The organism is Micromonospora sp. NPDC049049 (assembly GCF_040649115.1).
GTDB lineage: Bacteria > Actinomycetota > Actinomycetes > Mycobacteriales > Micromonosporaceae > Micromonospora.
Genome location: NZ_JBEZEX010000039.1, coordinates 1 through 19,699, shown reverse-complemented (window position 1 = coordinate 19,699; position 19,699 = coordinate 1). Strand labels below are relative to the sequence as shown.

16 protein-coding genes are annotated in these 19,699 nt (G+C 69.0%); 7 read left to right on the top strand and 9 right to left on the bottom strand.

Annotated features, from left to right (window positions below):
* Nucleotides 1–5: 5 nt before the first annotated feature.
* The gene (locus AB0B68_RS28410) at nt 6–3,278 is read right to left on the bottom strand and encodes a BTAD domain-containing putative transcriptional regulator (protein WP_357263947.1); all 3,273 of its coding nucleotides are present in this window, start codon (nt 3,276–3,278) and stop codon (nt 6–8) included.
* Nucleotides 3,279–3,444: 166 nt separating this feature from the next.
* Here AB0B68_RS28410 and AB0B68_RS28405 point away from each other — a divergent pair, with 166 nt between their 5' ends.
* Entirely contained in the window at nt 3,445–4,668 is a 1,224-nt protein-coding gene (locus tag AB0B68_RS28405) for an MFS transporter (RefSeq protein ID WP_357263944.1), read from the top strand.
* A gap of 498 nt (nt 4,669–5,166) precedes the next feature.
* Nucleotides 5,167–5,424, top strand: a complete 258-nt coding sequence (locus AB0B68_RS28400; RefSeq protein ID WP_357263941.1) for a hypothetical protein — start codon at nt 5,167–5,169, stop codon at nt 5,422–5,424.
* Nucleotides 5,425–5,659: 235 nt separating this feature from the next.
* Here AB0B68_RS28400 and AB0B68_RS28395 read toward each other — a convergent pair whose 3' ends face one another.
* Nucleotides 5,660–6,103, bottom strand: a complete 444-nt coding sequence (locus tag AB0B68_RS28395) for a sigma factor (RefSeq protein WP_357263938.1) — start codon at nt 6,101–6,103, stop codon at nt 5,660–5,662.
* Between the two features lie 220 nt (nt 6,104–6,323).
* Here AB0B68_RS28395 and AB0B68_RS28390 point away from each other — a divergent pair, with 220 nt between their 5' ends.
* The 4 genes from AB0B68_RS28390 (at nt 6,324) to AB0B68_RS28375 (ending at nt 11,783) form a co-directional block, all read left to right on the top strand.
* Nucleotides 6,324–6,638 (top strand): hypothetical protein, encoded by a 315-nt coding sequence (locus AB0B68_RS28390; RefSeq protein ID WP_357194276.1) that lies wholly within the window; start codon nt 6,324–6,326, stop codon nt 6,636–6,638.
* A 186-nt stretch (nt 6,639–6,824) separates the two neighbouring features.
* Complete coding sequence (locus tag AB0B68_RS28385) at nt 6,825–9,773, top strand: DUF4132 domain-containing protein (RefSeq protein WP_357263935.1); 2,949 nt, start codon at nt 6,825–6,827, stop codon at nt 9,771–9,773.
* 232 nt (nt 9,774–10,005) lie between these two features.
* Nucleotides 10,006–10,965 carry a DUF1963 domain-containing protein gene (locus AB0B68_RS28380; RefSeq protein ID WP_357263932.1) on the top strand — a complete coding sequence of 320 codons (960 nt, stop codon included), beginning with the start codon at nt 10,006–10,008 and terminating at the stop codon, nt 10,963–10,965.
* A gap of 125 nt (nt 10,966–11,090) precedes the next feature.
* Complete coding sequence (locus AB0B68_RS28375) at nt 11,091–11,783, top strand: zinc ribbon domain-containing protein (protein ID WP_357263929.1); 693 nt, start codon at nt 11,091–11,093, stop codon at nt 11,781–11,783.
* 13 nt (nt 11,784–11,796) lie between these two features.
* Here the strand turns inward: AB0B68_RS28375 and AB0B68_RS28370 are convergent, their stop codons facing one another.
* The 5 genes from AB0B68_RS28370 to AB0B68_RS28350 form a co-directional block, all read right to left on the bottom strand.
* Nucleotides 11,797–12,702 (bottom strand): hypothetical protein, encoded by a 906-nt coding sequence (locus tag AB0B68_RS28370; protein ID WP_357263926.1) that lies wholly within the window; start codon nt 12,700–12,702, stop codon nt 11,797–11,799.
* On the bottom strand, nt 12,699–13,811 hold the full coding sequence (locus tag AB0B68_RS28365; RefSeq protein WP_357194288.1) for a hypothetical protein: 1,113 nt from the start codon (nt 13,809–13,811) through the stop codon (nt 12,699–12,701). Before AB0B68_RS28365 ends, AB0B68_RS28370 begins: the two co-directional genes overlap by 4 nt.
* Complete coding sequence (locus AB0B68_RS28360) at nt 13,808–14,254, bottom strand: DUF4188 domain-containing protein (protein WP_357194291.1); 447 nt, start codon at nt 14,252–14,254, stop codon at nt 13,808–13,810. Before AB0B68_RS28360 ends, AB0B68_RS28365 begins: the two co-directional genes overlap by 4 nt.
* Nucleotides 14,251–15,792, bottom strand: coding sequence for a phenylacetate--CoA ligase family protein (locus AB0B68_RS28355; RefSeq protein WP_357263922.1), 1,542 nt, complete (start codon nt 15,790–15,792; stop codon nt 14,251–14,253). The genes AB0B68_RS28360 and AB0B68_RS28355 overlap by 4 nt, the downstream gene beginning before the upstream one ends.
* A 198-nt stretch (nt 15,793–15,990) precedes the next feature.
* On the bottom strand, nt 15,991–16,356 hold the full coding sequence (locus AB0B68_RS28350) for an NUDIX domain-containing protein (RefSeq protein ID WP_357264004.1): 366 nt from the start codon (nt 16,354–16,356) through the stop codon (nt 15,991–15,993).
* A 362-nt stretch (nt 16,357–16,718) separates the two neighbouring features.
* Here AB0B68_RS28350 and AB0B68_RS28345 point away from each other — a divergent pair, with 362 nt between their 5' ends.
* Nucleotides 16,719–17,312, top strand: coding sequence for a DUF4240 domain-containing protein (locus tag AB0B68_RS28345; RefSeq protein ID WP_357194299.1), 594 nt, complete (start codon nt 16,719–16,721; stop codon nt 17,310–17,312).
* 313 nt (nt 17,313–17,625) lie between these two features.
* On the opposite strand, the gene AB0B68_RS28340 is transcribed toward AB0B68_RS28345, so the two are convergent.
* Both AB0B68_RS28340 and AB0B68_RS28335 read right to left on the bottom strand, forming a co-directional pair.
* Nucleotides 17,626–18,321 carry an ABC transporter ATP-binding protein gene (locus AB0B68_RS28340; RefSeq protein WP_357263919.1) on the bottom strand — a complete coding sequence of 232 codons (696 nt, stop codon included), beginning with the start codon at nt 18,319–18,321 and terminating at the stop codon, nt 17,626–17,628.
* Nucleotides 18,318–19,340 carry an FtsX-like permease family protein gene (locus tag AB0B68_RS28335; protein ID WP_357194305.1) on the bottom strand — a complete coding sequence of 341 codons (1,023 nt, stop codon included), beginning with the start codon at nt 19,338–19,340 and terminating at the stop codon, nt 18,318–18,320. The genes AB0B68_RS28340 and AB0B68_RS28335 overlap by 4 nt, the downstream gene beginning before the upstream one ends.
* Nucleotides 19,341–19,699 lie beyond the last annotated feature (359 nt).

The following is a 19,699-nucleotide window of genomic DNA, read 5'->3' as shown; positions in this document are numbered from 1 at the left end:
CAGGCTTACCGTTCGCTGACCATCCCCTTACCGATGCCGCTGAAATCCTCTCTGTCCAGGTCGAGCTGTGCGCCGCGGCTCATCTCGGAGGCGAGTTCCTCGCTGCCCAGCGAGGTGCGGAGGCGAGAGGTGATGCGCTGGACGTCATGCTGCTCACCGGGGGGCAACGGCGCTCCGGCGCCCGCGCGAAGCGTGCGGGCCGCGCCGAGCAGCCCTGCGGCGAGGCGATGGTCACCGCCGAGGCTGGTCGCCCCGGCCAGGCCCTCAAGGGCCAGGGCGACAGCCCTGGGATCCCCGGTGGCGTGCGCCGCGTCGAGCGACTCGCGGTGGTGGCGCTCGGCGAGGACCGCATCGTCGCGGTGCTCCGCGATGAATCCCAACTCGGCAAGCGCTAGCGCGTAGCCGGGCAGGTAACCGGCGTGCCGGTTCCAGTCGAGTAGGTCCCGCTGCTGGGTCTCGGCGGCGTCGAGGTCACCCCGGCGGCGAGCGATCATCGCCAGGCCCGTGCCGGCGAAGGCGGCGGCGGACCGGCTCGACTGTTCCCGCGCGACCTGTAGCGCGCGTTCGTGGCAGGCGGCCGCCTCGTCGAGGTCGCCGCGCAACAGGGCGATCCGTCCGATGCACGCCAACTGCCGGGACACCGACGTCCACAGCCGCAGATGTTCGGCGATGCGCAACGCCTCCCGGTACCGCATGGCTGCGCTGTCGTAGTCGCCGTTGATCTCGGCCAGGGTGCCCAACAGGCTCGTCGGATGCACCTGCCCCCAGCAGTCGCCCAGTTGTACGAACAGCGTCCGGCTGGTCTCGCAGTCACGCTGCACACCGGGCAGGTCGCTGCGGTGTACGAGCGCGAGGTCCGCCCGAGTGGCGCAGGCGGCAGCGATGCCCCACTGGTCGCCGTCGGCGCGGAACGTCGTCAGCGCCGCGTCGACCAGGGCGGCAGCCTCACCCGGATCTCCGGAACCGAGCATCATGGAGGCGAACAACCACTGCGCGAACGCCTTCTCCGGCCCGTCGGCGTCCTGGTGGCATTCCAGGATCCGTTGCCGGGGAGCGTTCGGGTCACCGTCACGGGTGGCCAGGGCGGTCAGCCACACATCCGCACGTCGCCGCAGGGCGTCCGGTGCGACGTCGTCCGCACTCCTCGGGACGATGTCCAACGCCGTTAGCAGCGACCGGCGCATCTCTCCGAGCCGACCCCGGAGCAGCCGGTACCAGGCCAACGAGGTCGCGAGCGCCAGGCCCACGCGAGGCTGACCGTCGGTGGCGGCGACGTCGAGTGCTGCCCGCAGGTTGGCATTTTCGGCGTCGAGTTCCCGTAGCGCGCGACTCTGGTCATGACCCCGTAGCCGCCCTGCGGCCTGCTCGGCGAGACGGACGAAACACGCGGCGTGACGGCGACGGGTCGCCGGGAGTTCGCCGGCACTGTCGAGCTGTTCGAGACCGTAGGCAGCCACCGTCTCCGGGAGCCGATAGCGTCGTGGACTCTCGCCGTGGCGCGTCAGGACCAGCGATCGGTCGATCAATCGTGCCAGCACATCGAGGACTTCGTCGGACGCCACTTGTCCGCCCGCGCACACCTGCTCGGCGGTAGCCAGGGTGGCACCGTCGGCGAAGACCGCCAGCCGGCGCAGCACCGCCCGTTCGCCGGGCGACAGCAACTCCCAACTCCAGTCGATCATCGCGCGAAGCCCCTGCTGACGAGGGGGCGCGGTACGCCGACCGGATGACAGCAGTCGGAAGCGATCGTCGAGCCGCGCCGCCAACTCGCCGGGGTCGAGAACGGGCAGCCGGGACGCGGCCAGTTCCAACGCCAGCGGTACGCCATCGAGACGCCGGCAGATGGTGGCGATTGTGTCCGTGTTCCGCTGATCGACGATGAAGCCCGGCTCGACGGCGCGGGCACGGATCTCGAAGAGCCGAACCGCCGGGGCCCCGGCGATCTGTTCCGCGGTCGCTCCCGGCTCCGGCAGCTCCAGCGGCGGCACCGGCAAGACGACCTCGCCTGGGATCCCGAGCGGTTCACGGCTCGTCGCCAGGATGCGCAGGTCGGCTGCGGCACCGAGAAGACTCTCGGTCAGTTCAGCGATGGGCGTCACCACGTGGTCGCAGTTGTCGAGCAGCAGCAGCATCCGCCGGTCCCGCAGCGCGGCGAGCAGCCGATCCATCGGCTCACCTGGCCGATCACCGGGCAGACCGGCCGGGGCGTCGTCGCGGATCTCAAGAGTCGCCGCCACCACGTCGACAACCTCGGTAGAGAGCGCTTGGCCGTCGCAGTGCGGCTGGCCCGCCAGCTCAACAAGCCACACTCCGGCGGGGAACGTGTCGGCCAGCAGACGAGCGGCCTCGAGCGCCAACCTGCTCTTACCCACCCCACCCATTCCGGTAAGGGTCACCAGCCGCCCGTTCGTCAGCCGCTCCCGTACCGCCTCGACGGCCTCGTCACGCCCGATCAATCCGCCGTACGGACCGGGTGACAGAGGCGCCGGCAGGTTGGTTCGGACCGGAGACGACGGCGGTGCCGGCGGCTGCAGCGCGCGGTCCTGGCGCAGGATCGCCCGATGCAGCTCGGCCAACTCCTGGCCGGGATCGATGCCGAGTTCATCACGCATCTGCCGACGGAACTGCTCGTAGGCGGACAGGGCTTCACCCTGGCGTCCCGAGCCGTACAGGGCGCGCAGGTGCGCGGCCCGTAGCCGCTCGCGCCACGGGTGACGGGTGACCAGGTCGGCCAGCTCACCGGCGAGCAAGTGATGCTCACCGAGATCGAGCCGGGCCTCGGCCAGTTCCTCCAACGCCGCCAGGCGCTGGTCGTCGAGCCGCTCGACCGCCTGACGGACGAATCGCTCGTCACCAAAGTCGGCGTACGGGGAGCCACGCCACAGCGACAGGGCCTCCGTCAGCTCCGCGGCCCGGCCAACTGGCTCCCGCTGCGCCCGCGAACGCACCAACAGAGCCGCGAAGCGACCAGCGTCGACCGATTCCGGCGAAATACGCAGCCGGTAGCCGGCATCACCGGACTCGACAAGCGCACGGCCACCCGCCTCACCCGACTCCAGCGCGCGACGCAACTGCGACACCTTGGCCTGGAGCGCACCGAGCGGGTTGCCCGGCACCCGGTCACCCCAGAGATCCTCGATGAGCCGGTCGGAGGACACCGGATGCCCCTCATGGACCAGCAGGTCAGCCAGGAGAGCCCGAACCTTCAGGCCGGGTACGGCGACGGGTTCGCCGTCGGGCGTCCACACCGCGACCTCGCCCAGCACCCCGAACCTCACCGCTTCACACTAGCCAGTCGGCTGTCCCGCCCGCGAAACGTCGATCGACAGTCGGCCCGCTCACCGGGACGCGGCGCCGACGCCACGAAGGCGAACGTCAGTCGACGAGCAGTCGGCGGTAAGCGACCCCGGCGAGGCTGATCCGAGCCGACACCGGAGGAATGACATGGATTATCTACAGCGGCACCGAACCGCCAACGGTCACGGACAGGTCGCACCACGGCGGGTGGCCACGCCCTGGCTGGCCCTGCTGGCCGGTCCGCTGTCGTACGGGATCGCCGCGCCGGCCCTGCTGCTCGACGACCTGGCGCGCGCGACGGGCACCGGGGAAGGGGCCGCGGCGGCCGGCGTGACCGCCTTCGGCTGGGGGATCGCGTTGGGTACGCCACTGCTGGCGGCGCTACTGGCCCGCCGCGGCGTACGGACGGCCCTGACCGCCTCGGCCGCGCTGCTGGCCGCGGGGACGATCCTCCTCGTGCTGGTGCCGACACTGCCGGCGTTGGTGGCCGGCGCGGCGGTGCAGGCACTGGGGTCCGCCGGCCTCAGCGTGACGGCCATGAAACTGGCCGATTCACCTCGGCGGATGGGGGTGGTCGCCGCGTCGCTGGCGATCGTGGGGGCCACCGGTCCGCTGACCGGTGCACTGGTAGCCGAACTCCTTTCGTGGCAGGCGGTGCTGGCGTTGCCCCTGCTGGCGGTGGCCGCCGTGCCTGCGGCCCGCCGCGACGCCACACCGCCGGACGCGGTGCCGGCGTCGTTCGATCCGCTCGGCATGGCTCTCCTTGCCATGCTGGTCACCGCGGCAGTTCTCACTCCGCACCGTCCGCTGGTGGCCGGCCCGGTCACCGTCGTGCTGCTGGTGTTGCTCGTGGTCCGGACGAACGTTCGCCCCGACGGCTTTCTGCCCGCCGCAGTGGCGCTTAACGGCCGGTTCCTCACGGCGTGCGTGCTGGTTTTCACTGTGGGCCTGGTGAACTTCACCCTGCTCTACGCCGCACCAGATCTGCTGCGAGAGCACGCGGGCTGGGACAGCACCCGGAGCGGAGTCGTGCTGCTGGCGCCGTACCTGCTCGGCGGCCTCTGCTCGGGGTTCCTGACCGCGGCGTCCGTGCGGGTGCCACACCGCGTGACGGCCGCCGCATTGCTCGGCGCAGCCGTCGCCGCGCCGCTGCTGGCTGCGGTCGCCTCCGCCGTGCCGCTACTGCTGGTGGCGATGGCACTCGCGTCCCTTGCCGCCGCGACCGGCCAGGGCGTACTCGCCCTGCGAGCGACCGGCGTCGTGCCCGGCTCTCACAAGGCCGAAGCCTTGGGCTTGTTCAACCTTGCCTATCTGCTCAGTGTCGCGTTCGGTCCAGCGATCGCCGTGACGCTCTCGCATCAGACCGGCTGAGATCCAGCCGCGTCCGGCGCGGTGCCGGCAGGCCGCCAGGGCGAAGACCGCCTGCTGCCGAGCCTCCGCCGCCATGGGCGCCGTCCTCGGTTCCCGCATAGCCACGGAGCGTGTACGGCGCTTCGCTCGAGGCATCCTCAGAACGACAGGTCCCCGGCTCCACGGTGGAGTGCCTGTTCATCACCGCGGGGCCCTCTTCGGCCCTACCTCACCATCAGGCGTCGGGGACGAGAACGATCTTGCCCGTCGTTGCCCGCGCCTGTAGGCGTTGCCCGGGCCGGGCGGGTGGTCAGCCGGCGAGGATGATGTTGTGGAGGTTGGTGATGCCGGAAGCGGCGGGGCAGCCCACCCGGCTACGCCAGAGGTATTGCAAAGTGGACCTGTGGCCAGTATCGAGGACCTTCTGCAACGACGTACCGACCTGTCGACCTTCTTGATCCACCTAACCCGTGACGCTCTCGGTAATGACGGCCCAGTGCCCGGGAGAACCTGCTGACGATGATCGGGGACGGATACATCGAGGCACGCTCACCGTTCGGGCCGGCGTCGATGCACGAGCCGAACCTGACGTACGCGGCGACGCAGAAGGTCGTGTGCTTCACCGAGACCCCGCTCGAGCACACCTGGATGATGCTGGAGGACATCGACAAGCGCGACGTGCAATTCCAGCCCTACGGCCTGGCCGTCACCAAGACCACTGCTCGATTGGCCGCCTGCAACCCCGTTTGGTACTCCGACCTCACGCCCGGCCGGTGAGGTGCTCCTCACCCCGGTGACTGTCTGGTTAAGACGGTCGGTCAGGCTGCCTGGGTGCAGGTGGGGGCTGCCCGCACCCCCGGCTGGGCGCCGCCTCCCACGGGGGATGGCGGCCAGGCTGCGATCAGCCGCGCGGTGGCTGGTCCTCGTTGTCGCGGGTCAGGTCCGTCGCGTCGAGAATGGTGCGGGTGCCGTCAACGGCGCCAGCACGCCTTCTCCCGCCGGCACCCAGAAGTCAAGCTCGGGAAAGATCGGCGGCAGGAGCGCAAAGTGCGCCGCGGGCGGGGCGACCTCCAGGTCGCCGTGCCAGGTAGTGCCGGAGCACGACTGCGGCTCGCTGCCGGGGTGGCACCGCGTCGAGCGCCGCCCGCAGGCGCATCCGCTCGTCGATCGCACCGGCGGGGTCGCGCAGCGCGATGTCCGGCATGGCGTCACCGGCCGACCGCTCGCGCCGCCACGGCCGACGGGTCTCGTCGACCGCAGCCCGGTAGACCATGGTCTTGACGTAGAGATCGGGCCGGTCCAACTTCCGCCAGCGGGGATAGAGCTTGATTAGAGCATTGGCCACGGCGTCCTCCGCCGCGTGCCAGTCGCCGCAGGTCACGTACGCCAGCTTGCGCAGTGACGCCATCTCTGACGCCACGAACTCGCGGAATGCTTGCTCGTCTTCGGCTATCAAGTCCACTGCCTCCTCGTGACGGAGGTAGAACGGAACCGCCCACCCGGAACGTTGCACCGCTCGAAAAAGTGGGCGGATCGACAGGATGATCGAGCGGGATCTACGGTCGCGCCGATGCGCCCTGAAGAGATCGTCGTCGCGGTCGAGCAGGTAGTGGTACCGGGCACTGCGGCTGGCCGCGGGACAGACGTGGCTGAGTGAGCGTACGGCGGAACGGATCGTGCTGGACGTCCGGCGGGGCCTCATCTGTCGCCTGATCCGGATAGCGATTCCCGAACTGGATCGGCGTCAGCCGGCTGATCTGACCGCTCGCCTGACAGCGGACAGCACGATGGTCCAGCACCCGGCCACCCGCGGGATGATCAAACTGATCGACGCGACCCTGCACCTGGTCTTTGCGTTGATCATCGGGCCGGATGGGTGCCAGCCGCGTGTACTGCCCACCATCTGCCAGGTCACCTCCGAGGCCCTCATCTCGGCTCCCATTGCCACCGTGCGGATGCCGTTGAGCATCTGTGCTGGCGGAACGTCGTAGACCCGCTCGAATCCGAACGAATCGAACAGATCGCAGCCCCGCTCCGTCACCCTCAGAAGCCGGTTCGATATCGGGAAGACCCTCGCACATCCGCTGCGCTGCGGCCCCTGGAAAGCCGTCCACTGTGGACAGTATCTGTCATACCGATGTACTACCCTCCCCGCGAACTGTCGACGAGGAGGGTCTATGCGCGGGTTCACGGTGCCGGACGAGGACGCCTGGTACATGCCGAAGGATTGGTGGGCCCGTGTCCATCCGCGGCGAGGTGGCCGGTGGCGGCCGGCGATCACCGATCCGGCGGGCGCCGCGCAGCGGCTTCGGGACCTCCTCGCGACGGACCGGATCACGCAGGGACGTGCCCTCGTGCTGGGCCGTAACGCCGTCTTCGACGCGGCGCTGGTCGCCGCCGGCGAGCGGCATCTGCGGGCACCGGATGATGACCCGGTCGCCGCTGCGGTGGCAGCGCTGCTCGTGGTCTATCGCAACGTGCCCGCCGACGGGCAGACCCTGGTGGACGCATGGGTGGCCCGGGCCGGGCTGCTGTTCGCGGTCCGGGCCGTCGTGGCGGCGAACCAGATCTGCCACACCGGTGAGCTCTGGACCCGCGCCTCCGAGGGCGACACCTACGAGCAGGGGTGGCGCGGCGATGACCTCGGCGCCACGTATGCGGTGGCCCGGGCGGTCCGGCGTCACCTCGCGGTCGCGTCGGACCGGGATTACAGGGAGGCGGAATCCGTCCTGGCCGGGCATCGGAACTTCCCGGCCGGCCGCATCTTGTCCTCCTACCTGATGCCGACCCGGCAGGACTGGGTGGACGAGGACTGTGCGGCGGCAGCGGCATGGTTCGACGAGCCCGGCCGGGAGGAGTGGATCGAGGCCGATCACCGCACGATGTCCGGGATCCTGTTACTGGCCGCGAGCCGCGCCGAACATCTCGAGCAACTGCGCGGCGCGATCCGCCGGACGATGCTCGGCTTCGAGGAACCCGGGGACGCCGTCACGGTGCTGGACGGTGTGGGACCGGCCGCCGTCACCTTTCTGGCTGACGACTTCTATCTGGAACTGCTCTACCTGCACGAATTCAACGCCCTGAACCAGCCGACACGACTCAACCCGGATGCGGCCCGGTTCGTCGCCGGCACACCCAGCGACGACGCGATGCGGATCCTGGTCCGCGACCACCTCGACGAGAAGCCGTGGCGGCCAGGGAACCTGCTCAAGTCGGGCGTGCTGACCCGCTACCCGCTGCGGGTTCTGCGTGTCCTCGCCGAGCGCGACGACGCGGTGTCGCGGGACCTGTTCGGCGCGATGGTGCTCACCGAGCCGCGGTGGATCCCGCACCTGGCCGGGCCGGGCCGCGCCCGGGCCGAGGAGATCGTCGCGAACGGCGGGGCCGGGCTCGGCGCCGGGTGGGCGACGATGCTGGACCAGCAGGACTACTACCGCCACATCGACGGCGCGGACAACGTGAAACGGGCCGTCGCCGCGCTGGCCGCGATCCCGACCAAAGAGGCGTTCGGGCTCGTCGTGGACCGGGTCGAGCGCCAATACTTCCGGCCGGCGTTGCTGGCGGCGGCCAAGCGCGATCCCGGGACGGCGCTGCGGGCACTGCTCACCAGAGCCACCGAGCCACTCGTCATCGAGTTGCTGCGCGACCACGTTCTCGCGTATCCCCAGTCGCTGGCGGCCCTCGACGACGACGGGCGGGCCCGCGTCCAGGCGATCGCCGGTCTGCCTTCCCCCGGCCCGCAGGGCGTGGTGCCACCGGTTCTGTCCGGCGTGCTGCCGCGGGAACCGGACCTGCCGGAATGGCTGATCCCCGCCAAGCTTGCCGAGGTCACCGTCCGCGACACCGGCGAGAGACTGGCCCCAGAGGCGGTCCACCGGCTGTGTGTGCTGCTCGCCCTCTCCACGATCACCAAGCCGCGACCGGAGCTCATTGCCGCCCGTGACACCTGCGAGCCACAACAGCTGGGCGCGTTCGCCTGGGCCGTCCTCGAGCAGTGGCGCGCGGCCGAATACCCGCCGAAGAGCGGCATCGCGCTGGTCTCCATCGCCGCGCTCGGTGACGACACCACCGTCGCCGACCTGGTGGCCGTACTCCCGCAATGGTCGTCCGCCAGCGCCCGGATCCGCACCGCGATGGACGTGCTCGCCGCGATCGGCACCGACTTCGCCCTGACCCAGCTGCATCGGCTCAGCCGCAGAGCGTCAACCGCCGGTCTACGCGAGCACGCCTCCCAACGACTCGCCCGCACAGCCGCCGCCCGTGGCCTGAGCCCCGAGCAACTCGCCGACCGGATCGTGCCGGACCTGGGTCTCGACGCGGATGGCCGGACGGTCCTGGACTACGGGCCACGCCGATTCACGGTGAACCTCGACGAGCAGTTGCAGCCGTGGATCGCGGCCCCAGACGGACGCCGGTTGTCCCGGCTGCCGCGGCCGGCCGCCACCGACGATCCGGTACTGGCACCGGCGGCGTACGAACGTTTCGCCGACCTGAAGAAGGAGGTCAAACAGATCGGCGGCGAGCGCATCCGGGCCATCGAGGACGCCATGGTCACCGGTCGCCGATGGAGTGCGGCCGAGTTCCGCGACCTGTTCCTGGATCACCCGCTGATGTGGCAGCTCACCCACCGGCTGGTGTGGGCGGCGTCCGGCGAACACGGCACCGTCAGCTTCCGGGTCGCCGAGGACCGGACGTTCGCCGACCTGCACGACCAGGCATGGCAGCTCGACGACACGGCCACCGTCGCCGTGCCGCACCCGTGGCACCTCGGCGACGACCGGGCCGCCTGGTCGGAGATCTTCGCCGACTACGCCATCATCCAGCCGTTCCCGCAGCTAGGCCGCAAGCTGGCAACACCGGACGAGATAGACCCGGCTACCTTCGCCGGCATGAAAATCGACGCGCGGAAACTATTCGTACTCACCTCGAAGGGCTGGCGCTTCGGCGAGGACCACACCACTGTGCGGCGCGACTGGCCGCAGACAGTTGAGATCACATATACGCCTCGATATAACTGGCATGAACCGGACCAGCCCAAGACCCTGACTGGAGTACGCGGGTGCGAGGGCCTGGGCCCCGTCGCGTTCTGCGAGGCGGTGCGGGACCTGCGCTATCTGACGAGCTGATCCGCGCCGCCGTCGCCACCAACGCGCTCGTCGCCTCCGCCCTGGGCGCCGCTCCCGCCCAGGGCACCGGTATTAAGCCGCTGAAAGACCAAGTCCCTGGCCGCGGTGCTGACCGCGGACGGGAGCAGCTTCGACCACAAGGGCACGACTACGACATCCTGGCCGCCGCGGTGGGCGAGTAGCCGAAGAGCGGATGACGCCTGCCACCGCCGGCTGAATTAGGCCTGTCAGTATGACGTCCGTGGATCACTACGGGCTTTTGCGGCGAGCCGCGACCGAAGCGGGCTTCACCGAGACGGAGACGGCGACGTTCGCCGAACTGCTGCGCTTCGCCATCTGGACAAGTCAGCAGTACAACGGCGAGATCGCAGCGCATCCTCGGGACCTGGCGCCCGGGCGGCCCGCCGACCTGCTCGTCGGCCAGGCCGGCGGCCTACCGCAGCTCCCGGTCGGCATGCCGTGGCCCACCGACCCGGAGGGCTACCCACTGCCGTTCGTCGCGTCCTTCGACTGTGCCGCGCTACCGCGGGTCGAGCGCCTGCCGCTACCGTCGGACGGCTCCCTGCTGGTGTTCCTGCATCACGAAGAGGACTACGACGTCTGTGAGCGCAGCGACGAGCAGCAGTACGGGCGGCTGCTGTACGTGCGGGCCGGCACGGAGACCGCGGCGCAGTTGCCGGCTGACTACGCTGCCCATCCCTACTACGCGAACCGTGACTTCATCGCCCCCGAGCAGGACCTTTTCGCTGTCGTCCACGCCGACCTGCCCTCGTGGTTGATCGCGGAGGATGCGGACCTGTCCGTCTTTCAGCAGCAGATGGCGCGCGACATGCCGCATCGTCGGGAACTGTGTGCCCTGGTCGACCGGCTCTGGCCAACCGCCAACTTCGCCGCCTTCCAGTTCGGCGGCTACTCGTGGCACACCGGCGGCACGTCCTACGGCCACCTGTACAACGATCCTGAGCTGGAGATGGCAGAGAAGAAGCTGCGAGGCCGCCTAACCGGCATCGACCGCGCCCAGGAGGCCTTCCTCGTGGAACAGCAGTTGCAGCGGACCCGCCGGGAGTGGCTCCCGTTGGTGCAGTTCGAGACCCGTGACGACGTCTACTTCGGCCGCTTCATGATCCGTGTCGACGACCTCGCCGCCCAGCGGCTCGACCGCGCTGTCTCCTGGACCGAGTTCACCGAATGAGCGAGGACAGGTGTTGTACTCGTAACCAACCTGTTGCCCACCTACTCGGCGCCCGTTGACGCTCAGCGCAACCCTGAAGCTCGCGCGAGGCTAGCGATGCCCGCAACCCCTACGTCTTCCGGGGGATGATCTACTGCGCCGTCTGTCAGCGACGCATGCAAGGCCAGTACAACCACGGCGCCGCCTACTACCGCTGCCGTTTCCCCCAGGAGTACGCCCTGGCCAACGAGGTCGAACACCCCCGCAACGTCTACCTGCGCGAGGACGCCCTCACCGACCCGCTCGACGAGTGGCTGGCATCTGCGTTCACCCCGGACCACCTCGATCGAACGATCACCGCCATGTGCGACGCCCAACCAACGGACACAACGCCACAGACGGCCGCAGCGCAGGCCACGATCGCGGCCTGTGACGCAAAGTTCGCCCAATATCGGGCTGCCCTCGACGCCGGCGCAGATCCCGCACTAGTGACCGGTTGGATCACCGAAACCCAGGCCGAACGGACACGAGCCGAAGCTGGTCTTCAAACGACCCCGCAGACAGAGCCACGCCGGATGAGCCGCTCCCAGATCGCCGACCTAGTCCGAGCGCTCGGCGACATCGCCGCCGTGCTGCGCGACGCCGACCCCGACGACAAAGCTGAGGTCTACCGGCAACTCGGACTGCGACTCACCTACCAGACCGAAACGCAAACGGTGCGCGCTGCAGTGGATCTCAGCGCGCACCGTGGGGTTGTGGTTCGTGTCCGAGGGGCAACACGACCCATTGCCCCACCGCCGTTGACGCTCAGCGCAACCCTGAAGCTCGCGCGAGGCTAGCGATCGTAGTGATCTATCGCTCGCCGCGGCGGGCCGAACGGACCGGGGCGATGCGGGGTCGGCCGACGCGAAACACGGCGAGCGGTTGGCCGGCGACCCGGTCGGCGAGCCGACCGGCGGTCGCGGGGCAGTCGATAAGCTGGCTGAGCGGATGGACCGCCAGGCCGTGCCGGGCGAGAGCCAGCCACGTACGCAGCAGACGTCGGCCTGAGGTGATCTGGTCGTCGCCGTCGACGGCGAGGAGGACCAGGACGCTGCCGTCGTAGCGCAACAGGCCGCGGCCGCTGGCGGCCAGCAGCGCCGGCAGGCCCAGTCGGCGGGTGACCGGGTACGCGCGCAGCGCGGCGGACAGGACACGCGCCTCGGTCCGGGACAGGCTGAGCGCCCGGTCCGTGAGTCCGTCGAGGTGATATTGCGGATGGCGTGGACTGAGACGCAGCCAGTCCCGCAACTCGACGGCGACGGCAGGTGTGCGGAACATCCACCGGTCGGCGACGGCCAGGTCCGATACGAGATCTCGGGTCGGGACGTGCGCGATACCCGGCTCGAGATCGGCGAGGACGGCGTCGTCGACGTACCCGGGTGCGTATGGACCACGGGCGACCCGGCGGGCCTCGATGTCGGCGATCGTGAACGGAGTCGTGTACCTCTGTGCTGCGGGGACCAGTCGTGGACCGGGCGCCACCGTGACGGTGAGGCCGAGTTCGGCGGAGACGATGAGGCATGTCTCGACGAACGCGCCGATACCGAGGGTCAGGTCACGCCCGGTCGGGTCGGAGTCGGGCAGGCGGCACGCGGGATCAACATCGATGGTGATCTCGTCGGTGTGGTATTCCGGTCGCCACGGCTGCGTGTTGTGTGCGCTTGGTGCCCGACGGCAGATCGCCTCGGCAGCCCGCAACTGCTCGACCCAACTCACACCGCTGTTCCTCGCTCGTAGAAGGTGTACCCGTGCAGTGGCCGCCCACCCGCGCGCCGGTACTGAGCGGCCGAAGCGACGTTCGTCCGCTCGACGAAGGTGCTGCGCAGCGTCCGGTAGCCGTTGCGGGCGAGGTTGCGATGCAACTCCCGGGACAGCAGCGTCAGGTACCCGTTGCCCTGCTCATCGGGAACGGTGCCCTTGATGATGAGGACCGCGTCCCGCCGGTACCGGCCGCGGCTGGCGAGAAGCCGGAGCTGATTGAGTACGCCGAGCCGACCGCCGACGCTCATCAGGTAGTCGGAGATGTCCGGCACGGTGACGACGAACGCGACGGGTCGGCCGGCCTTCTCCAGCCAGAGCAGCAGCGCCTCGTCGAGTAGGAACGCCAGGCCGTCGGTCTGCTCCGCCAGTTGCTCGGCGGAGATGTCGGTGTAGTAGCCCAACTGCGCGAAGCTCGCGTTGAGCATCCGGCGCAGGATCGGCAGTTGGCTGCGCAGGTGCCACCGGGAGCCGTGCCGGATGACGAGCCGTTCGGCGGCCATCCGAGCATCGTCGAAGGTGAAACCGTGGTCGGTTCCGGCCGGAGCACCGGCTGCGGGCCGAGCAGCCGGGGCCGTACCGTCGAGATCGACCAGCCAGGTGTCGGCCTCGAAGCGACGGTGGAAGCCGTGCCGCTCGTACATTTTGGGGTAGTAGGGGGGGTTCCACGCCGAGTCCACAAAGCCCCGGTCGGCGAAGCCGGAGGTGATCACCCCGCCGGTCTGGTTGGGCAGCAGGGCCACCGGCCCGAACAGGTGTCGACCGTCGGCCCGGGTCGCAACCGCGTCCATGATGGCAGTGAAGACATCGTCGTCGTCGACGAACTCGGTGTGCCCGAACAGTTGTCGTGGGCCGATCTTGTCGTCGAGGGGCGCGCTGCGGTGCATGCTGGTGCGTCCCACGACCTCGCCGCGTCGGTCGCGGACCACGAACAGCTCGGCGGCGTCCCGGTGGGCCGCGATGACCGAGGACACCAGCGGTACGTACCGGTCGGTCGGGTGGAGCCGGAGCGGAAAGTCGACGAATGCGCGCAGGTCGGCCCGCGACTGCACGGGGTCCACTCTCATGCGCGGTGCACCGGCGGGCCGGACGTCTCACGTGAGAGCGGCGTGAACGTAGGTATGTGTGCCATGACGTCGGACTCGGCGCGCCAGATGCCGTTGCTGTAGCCCTCTGGCTCGGCGTTGTAGAGGCGGATGTAGCCGCCTGTCGCGTTCTTCGTGCCGTGATCGGTCACCCAGCACATGAGGTCCCGGTGATGGCGGCTGCGGGCGAACGTCAGGAGCGCGTCACGGTCGCTGAAGAAGGCGATGGTGCCGAGCGTGAACGGGAACTGGTAGTAGACGGTGTGCCAGCGGTATCCGTCCATCCGTCTCATCTGCCGGACCATTCGGATCCAGGTCCGGGTGAGCGTGATGATCGAGCGCGGCCCCCGGTAACGGGTGGCGCCGACGAACATGGCTGTCGCCTGGCCCACGGCGGGCGCGGCGGAGAAGTCGGTGGTCCTCATGCTGGCGCGCCCTTCACCAGGTAGACGTTCTTGATTCTGGACGCCGCGTCGGCGAACGGGCCGGTGCCGTACTCGTGGACCTCCACCCGCAGGTCCGCCGCGGACGGGTCCTCGGCGAGGGATTCGGCGAAGTCCCGGCTGACCTCGGCGAGGTGGCGCAACACTCCCGCGCGGCAGGTGTCGGTGAGGGTTCGCCGCTGCACCGGGTCGAGCGCCAGGCCCTCGCGGAGTTGCAGGTTGACCACCGGCCGGCTCTCCAGGTCGGCCTGCTCGGTCACCGCCAGGCAGAAGCTCTGCAGCAGGTGCGCCTGGGGATTGCCCGCATAGAGGCCATACTCGACGTCCTGCGGGTAGATGTTGGCGCCCATATAGGAGATCGTGCTGTCCTTGCGGCCGTACAGGAACAGCAGTGGTAGACGCATCCGGTCGACCTGCCAGGCACGGTCCGCGGCGGCCCGCGCCGCGGGATCGGCGATCGCGGCCAGGACATCCGGGTACGAGATCAGCCGGCCCTCGTCGCCGATGTTGTAGCGGACTCGGGGATTGAGCATCGCCGTGGAGTTGATCGTGCAGAGCACCTCGTGGTCCGCTGTGGTCTCCAGGTAGGTCTCCAGCGGGTTGTACTGAAAGACCATCGGCAGCCGGTGCTCGTCGGCGCCGAGCAGCGCGGTCCGCAGCGCGGCGTCGGTACGCAGCTGTCGGCGGACCCAGACGCTGAAGTCGCTCTCCCCGGCCATGCCGATGGTGAGGTCGCTGGCCCCGTAGCCGGAACGCACCTTGACGAAGCGCTCCTCCAGGTAGTCGCGCAGCGCTTCGGTCATCCCCTCACCGCCGACCAGTCCGCTGATGCGGTATTCGGCCCAGGGGAAGTCATCGGCGTCGAGCTTGTCGCGCAGGTGCTTGAGGAACGGTGGGTAGGCGGTGACGATGTAGTCGAAGCCGGGGCCGAAGTACAACAGGGTGTCGACGATCTTCCGCAGGTCGGGCCCCGTGTTCTTGACCATCGCGATCGCCGACATGGCGATGCCGGTATTGGTCCCGGTGGCCCAGGCGCCCATCGAGTACGCGTTGATGACGAAGCGCCGCTCGGACGGGAACACCATTGTCGCGTAGCCGGCCAGGTTCTTGTGCACCGAGCGCAGCTCGCGGCGGCTGCGGATCCAGTTGAACGGCTGGCCGGACGAGCCCGACGACTCGTCGACCACGCTGCCGGCGATCTCGATCTGCCCGTGCCGACAACGCTGCGCCTCCGGGTACGCCTGCACGTACGACCGCTTGTCGGTGGGCGGGTAGGACGACAGATCGAACCAGCGGAACCGCCAGTGGTGGCGGCGGAGAAAGACGCCGTACGCGGGCACGTCGATCGCGGCGAACTGGCAGGTCATCCAGGCGTGTAGCCGGGCGAAGCGGCCCATGTAGGGACGGTACTGACGTGCCGTGAGCCGCCACACCGCCGGATGGATCCGGTAGAGGGTGTAGAGCCAGGTCAGGGCGAAGCTCGCGGCCCGCAGGGTCCACCGACGCAGGAATGTCACCACGCGGCAACACTAGGGGTCGGTCGAGCCGGCCACCTGATGACGAATACTCAGCCCTCCTGAGTATTCGAACCCCCGCGGGTTGCAACGAGTTCGAGACGAGGCCGGGTCGGCTTGAGGACCCAACAGTGAGCCATCTCCAAGCTCACTGACTACTCACTGTTCTCTCTGTCGTCGCCCGGACGGCGCGTCAGTGCCGAATCAGGCCGCCGACCGCAACCGGAGAGACGTGACCGGTCGCCGGAAGCGTTCGCGCCAGCGCAAGACCGACATCGACCAGCGACGACCGGCACAGACCGGCGACATCTGAGATCGATGTCCAGACCGACTCGGCGGTCTCGCCGTTCGCCTCGGGCCGAAGGACACCACCAGTGATCCGGACCTGGCAAAGATACCGACGTTCTGATGCTCGATCCCCAGACGCGTCTCAGCGGCAGGAATCACCCGCGAGTCCACGCCTAGCAGGCGTTCGACCACCGAAACGCAGCCCGTCTCCTCGGCGACCTCCCGCACCACAGCATCGAACGGATCCTCCGCCTGCTCAACCTTGCCACCGGAAGGGTCCAGTTCGTGTCCCCCGTCGCCGAAACATAATGGGCGAGCAGCACACGCCCCTCCTCAATGCACACGGCATGTGCCGCCAGCCGGCAACTCATCCGTGCACCTCCCAACCGGACCCCACCGAGCCGGCGACGACCTTCGCGTGACCGGCGTTCGGCGACGCCCTCATGGTGCGTAGCGAATGGCTTCGAGCGCTGGCGGTCTGCGCCGCTACCCCTACACCTGCCGAGACAACCGCTGTCCGTATCGACCGGCTCGCTCCCATCGACGCATGTTCAGGGTCAGGAGGGCTTGAGCGGCTGCTCGCGACTGGTGCCTGGGTTGCAAGGGATGAGTTGTGTCAGTTGGTCGTGGGAGACTCTCGCGCCGTGGACGTTGATGAGTTTTGGGCGGTTGTAAGGTCGGCCGGGGCGGGTCTCGACGGGCGGACCGGCGACGACGGTGAGGCCGTTGCCGCGGCACTGGTGACGCGTTTGGCCGCTACATCATCGGAGGGCATCCTCGAGTTCCAGGAGCTGTTCGATCAGCTCCATGACGCGCTCTACCGTTGGGACGTGTGGGCGGCTGCGTACCTGATCGGCGGTGGATGCTCGGACGACAGCTTCATAGATTTCCGGGCGGGAGTCATCGCGCTGGGGCGCGAGTGGTACGAGCGTGTCCTGGCCTCGCCCGACGGACTGGCTGACCATCCCGCGGTACGACAAGCGGCGGCCGAGGACGACGACGGCACGCTGTTCGCCGAGTCGGTGAACTACGTAGCCAGCGAGGCCTACGAGCAGGTCACAGGTGGTAACGACGACGCCTTCTACGAAGCGATGAAGGCCCGCCAGCACGCTGCGAATGGCATCGACGAGGCCCGCGAGCCCGACATGGGTGAGGACTTCGACTTCGACAACGATGACGAGATGCGGAGGCGGCTACCCCGGCTGGCCGAGCTGTTCCTCGGCCCTGGCGAGCATTGATCTCAGCGGCTGAGCCCCACGCTTGAAGACGGCATGCCAAGCCAGGACTGAAGTCTTTCGTGGTGAACCGTTACTCCCGTCGCCGGTGGAGCACATCACGGGGGCGACGAGTACGACATCTTGGCTGTGCGACGTACTACTTCGAGACCGCGGAGGATGCCTGGCCGGTCCGCCGGGTTGAGGCGTACGACTCGAGGCTCGTCGTGCATCAAGGGTCGGCTCACCGTGAGGACCGGTTCGGTGGCCTACGGAATACGCGATAGCGGAGCGACAACGGACGGTTCCCACCAGTTCTTACCGTCCGCGTGGCTGTCTACGCGCGCGCTCCCCGCGTCAGCGCCGACATGGTGAGTCGGCCGTCCTGGACCTTGGTGATCTGGTCGACCGCGGTGAGGTGGGTCCGGTCGTGGGTGACGAGAACGGTGGCGGTGGCCTCCTGGTGGGTGAGGCGGGTGATGAGGTCGATGATGGTGGCGCCTCGTTCGCGGTCCGGAGCGCTGGTGGGTTCGTCGACCAGCAGCACGGTGGGGTCGTTCATCAGTGCGCGGGCGATGTTGATGCGTTGTCGTTGGCCGCCGGACAACTGGTGGGGGCGCCGGGCTGCCTGGGCGGCGAGGCCGACGGAGTCGAGGAGTTGCATCGCCCGGCTGCGGGCCTTGGCCGGGGAGCGGCCGTCGAGTTGTGCCATGACCTGGAGCTGTTCGGCCGCGGTGAGCGATGGCAGCAGATTGGGCTGCTGGAACACGATGCCGATCTTGTTGCGGCGCAGGGTGGTGAGTTCGCCGTGGGTCATGCCGCTGGTGGTGGTGCCGTCAATGGTGACGGTGCCGGAGTCCGGAGTGATGAGGGTGGCGGCGACGGCGAGCAGGCTGGACTTGCCGGAGCCGGACGGTCCGACGACGGCGGTCAGACTGCCCTTGGGCACGGTCAGGGTTACCTGGTCGAGGGCGGTCAGGCGGGTATCGCCGTCGGGGTAGGTGAGGGTGACGTCGTGCAGGTGCAGGCTCATCGGGCGCTCCCCAGGGCGGTCAGTGGGTCGACGGAGGTGATGCGGCGGATGGACAGGGCTGCGCCGAGCGCGCCGAGCGCGATCATCACGGCGGCCGGGACGAGGATGGTGGTGGGAGTGAGCAGGAACGGCACGGCCGCGCCGGCGACAAGCGCGCCGAGGCCAGCGGCCAGGGCGGTGCCGAGCAGGGTTCCGCCGGTCAGCAGGACCACGGCTTGACCGAGGGCGTCCTTGAGCAGGTTCGCGGTGGAGGCACCCAGCGCCTTGAGGACGGCGACGTCGCCGCTGCGCTGGATGGTCCAGACGGTGAAGAAGGCGCCGATGACCAGGGCGGAAATCGCGAACAGGAAGCCGCGCATGAGCTGCAGTGAGCCGTTTTCGGAGGTGTAGGAGCCGATTGCGGACAGTGAGTCAGCCGTGGAGACCGTCCTGGTGCCCGCGGCGGCGTCGGCGGCCTGAACATCGGCGCCGGAGGTGATGTTCAGGGCGATGACGGTGGCGGTGGGGCCGTCGTTGGCGTCGGTCGCCGGGGCGAGCTTCTGCCACAGGTCCAGGCTGGTCCAGATGACGGGGGTGTGGCTGTAGGAGGCGTCACCGCTGACGGCGGCGACGCTCACCTGCTGCCCTGCCAGGGTGAAGGTGTCGCCCCGGGCGACACCAAGATTCTCGGCGGCGGTCACGGACAGCACGGCCGCGTGCTCGCCGATCTGGTCGGTGGCCGGTGCGAGGGTCGACCCCGGCTGGACGCCGAAGGCGGACGCCGCGGTGCTTCTGGTGCCGGCGGTGGCCTTGGTGGTGGTGATGCCCAGCGGCTGCGCCCGCTTCACGCCCGGGGTAGTCGCCCACTGCTGCCATTGCTTCTGCGCGATGGTGGAGTTGGCGAATGACGGCTTCTCGCCCTTGCCGGGCGCTGCGAACGCGATCATGTCGGCCGGTAGGCCGGTGATCGCTGAGACATTCTGCTGACCGAGGCCGGCGGTCAACCCGGACAGCAGCCCGACCAACAGAGTGATCAGCACGATAACGGTCCCCATCAGGGCGAAGCGCCCTTTGGCGAACTTCAGATCTCTCCAGGCGACGAACATCGCTTTGACCCGCCTTTGGTGAAGGTGAACTTCGGTAGGCCTCTACCGTCGCCGCTGACCCCCTGGGTCTGCTTCTGGCGCAGGACAGCATGTGGCGGGTCGAAAGGCTGCACGCCGGCTCTAACTTTCGATGGAGGCATCGCGCGGGAATCGCCGCTTAGGCTGGAAGAACTGTGAAGACCACCGCTGCGGTGCTGACGCCCGCCACCCGCACGCTGACCTGGTGCCTGCACCTGCTCACCGTCGGCCTGCTCGCCCTGGCCGGCGTGCGGGCGGTCGCCGGCGACCGCCCG

What these genes read in the sequence shown, in the direction of transcription:
- AB0B68_RS28405 (WP_357263944.1), top strand. Translation starts at nt 3,445, where the DNA reads ATGGATTATCTACAGCGGCACCGAACCGCCAACGGTCACGGACAGGTC.
- AB0B68_RS28400 (WP_357263941.1), top strand. Translation starts at nt 5,167, where the DNA reads ATGATCGGGGACGGATACATCGAGGCACGCTCACCGTTCGGGCCGGCG.
- AB0B68_RS28385 (WP_357263935.1), top strand. Translation starts at nt 6,825, where the DNA reads ATGCGCGGGTTCACGGTGCCGGACGAGGACGCCTGGTACATGCCGAAG.
- AB0B68_RS28380 (WP_357263932.1), top strand. Translation starts at nt 10,006, where the DNA reads ATGACGTCCGTGGATCACTACGGGCTTTTGCGGCGAGCCGCGACCGAA.
- AB0B68_RS28375 (WP_357263929.1), top strand. Translation starts at nt 11,091, where the DNA reads ATGATCTACTGCGCCGTCTGTCAGCGACGCATGCAAGGCCAGTACAAC.
- AB0B68_RS28365 (WP_357194288.1), bottom strand. Translation starts at nt 13,811, where the DNA reads ATGAGAGTGGACCCCGTGCAGTCGCGGGCCGACCTGCGCGCATTCGTC.
- AB0B68_RS28360 (WP_357194291.1), bottom strand. Translation starts at nt 14,254, where the DNA reads ATGAGGACCACCGACTTCTCCGCCGCGCCCGCCGTGGGCCAGGCGACA.
- AB0B68_RS28340 (WP_357263919.1), bottom strand. Translation starts at nt 18,321, where the DNA reads ATGAGCCTGCACCTGCACGACGTCACCCTCACCTACCCCGACGGCGAT.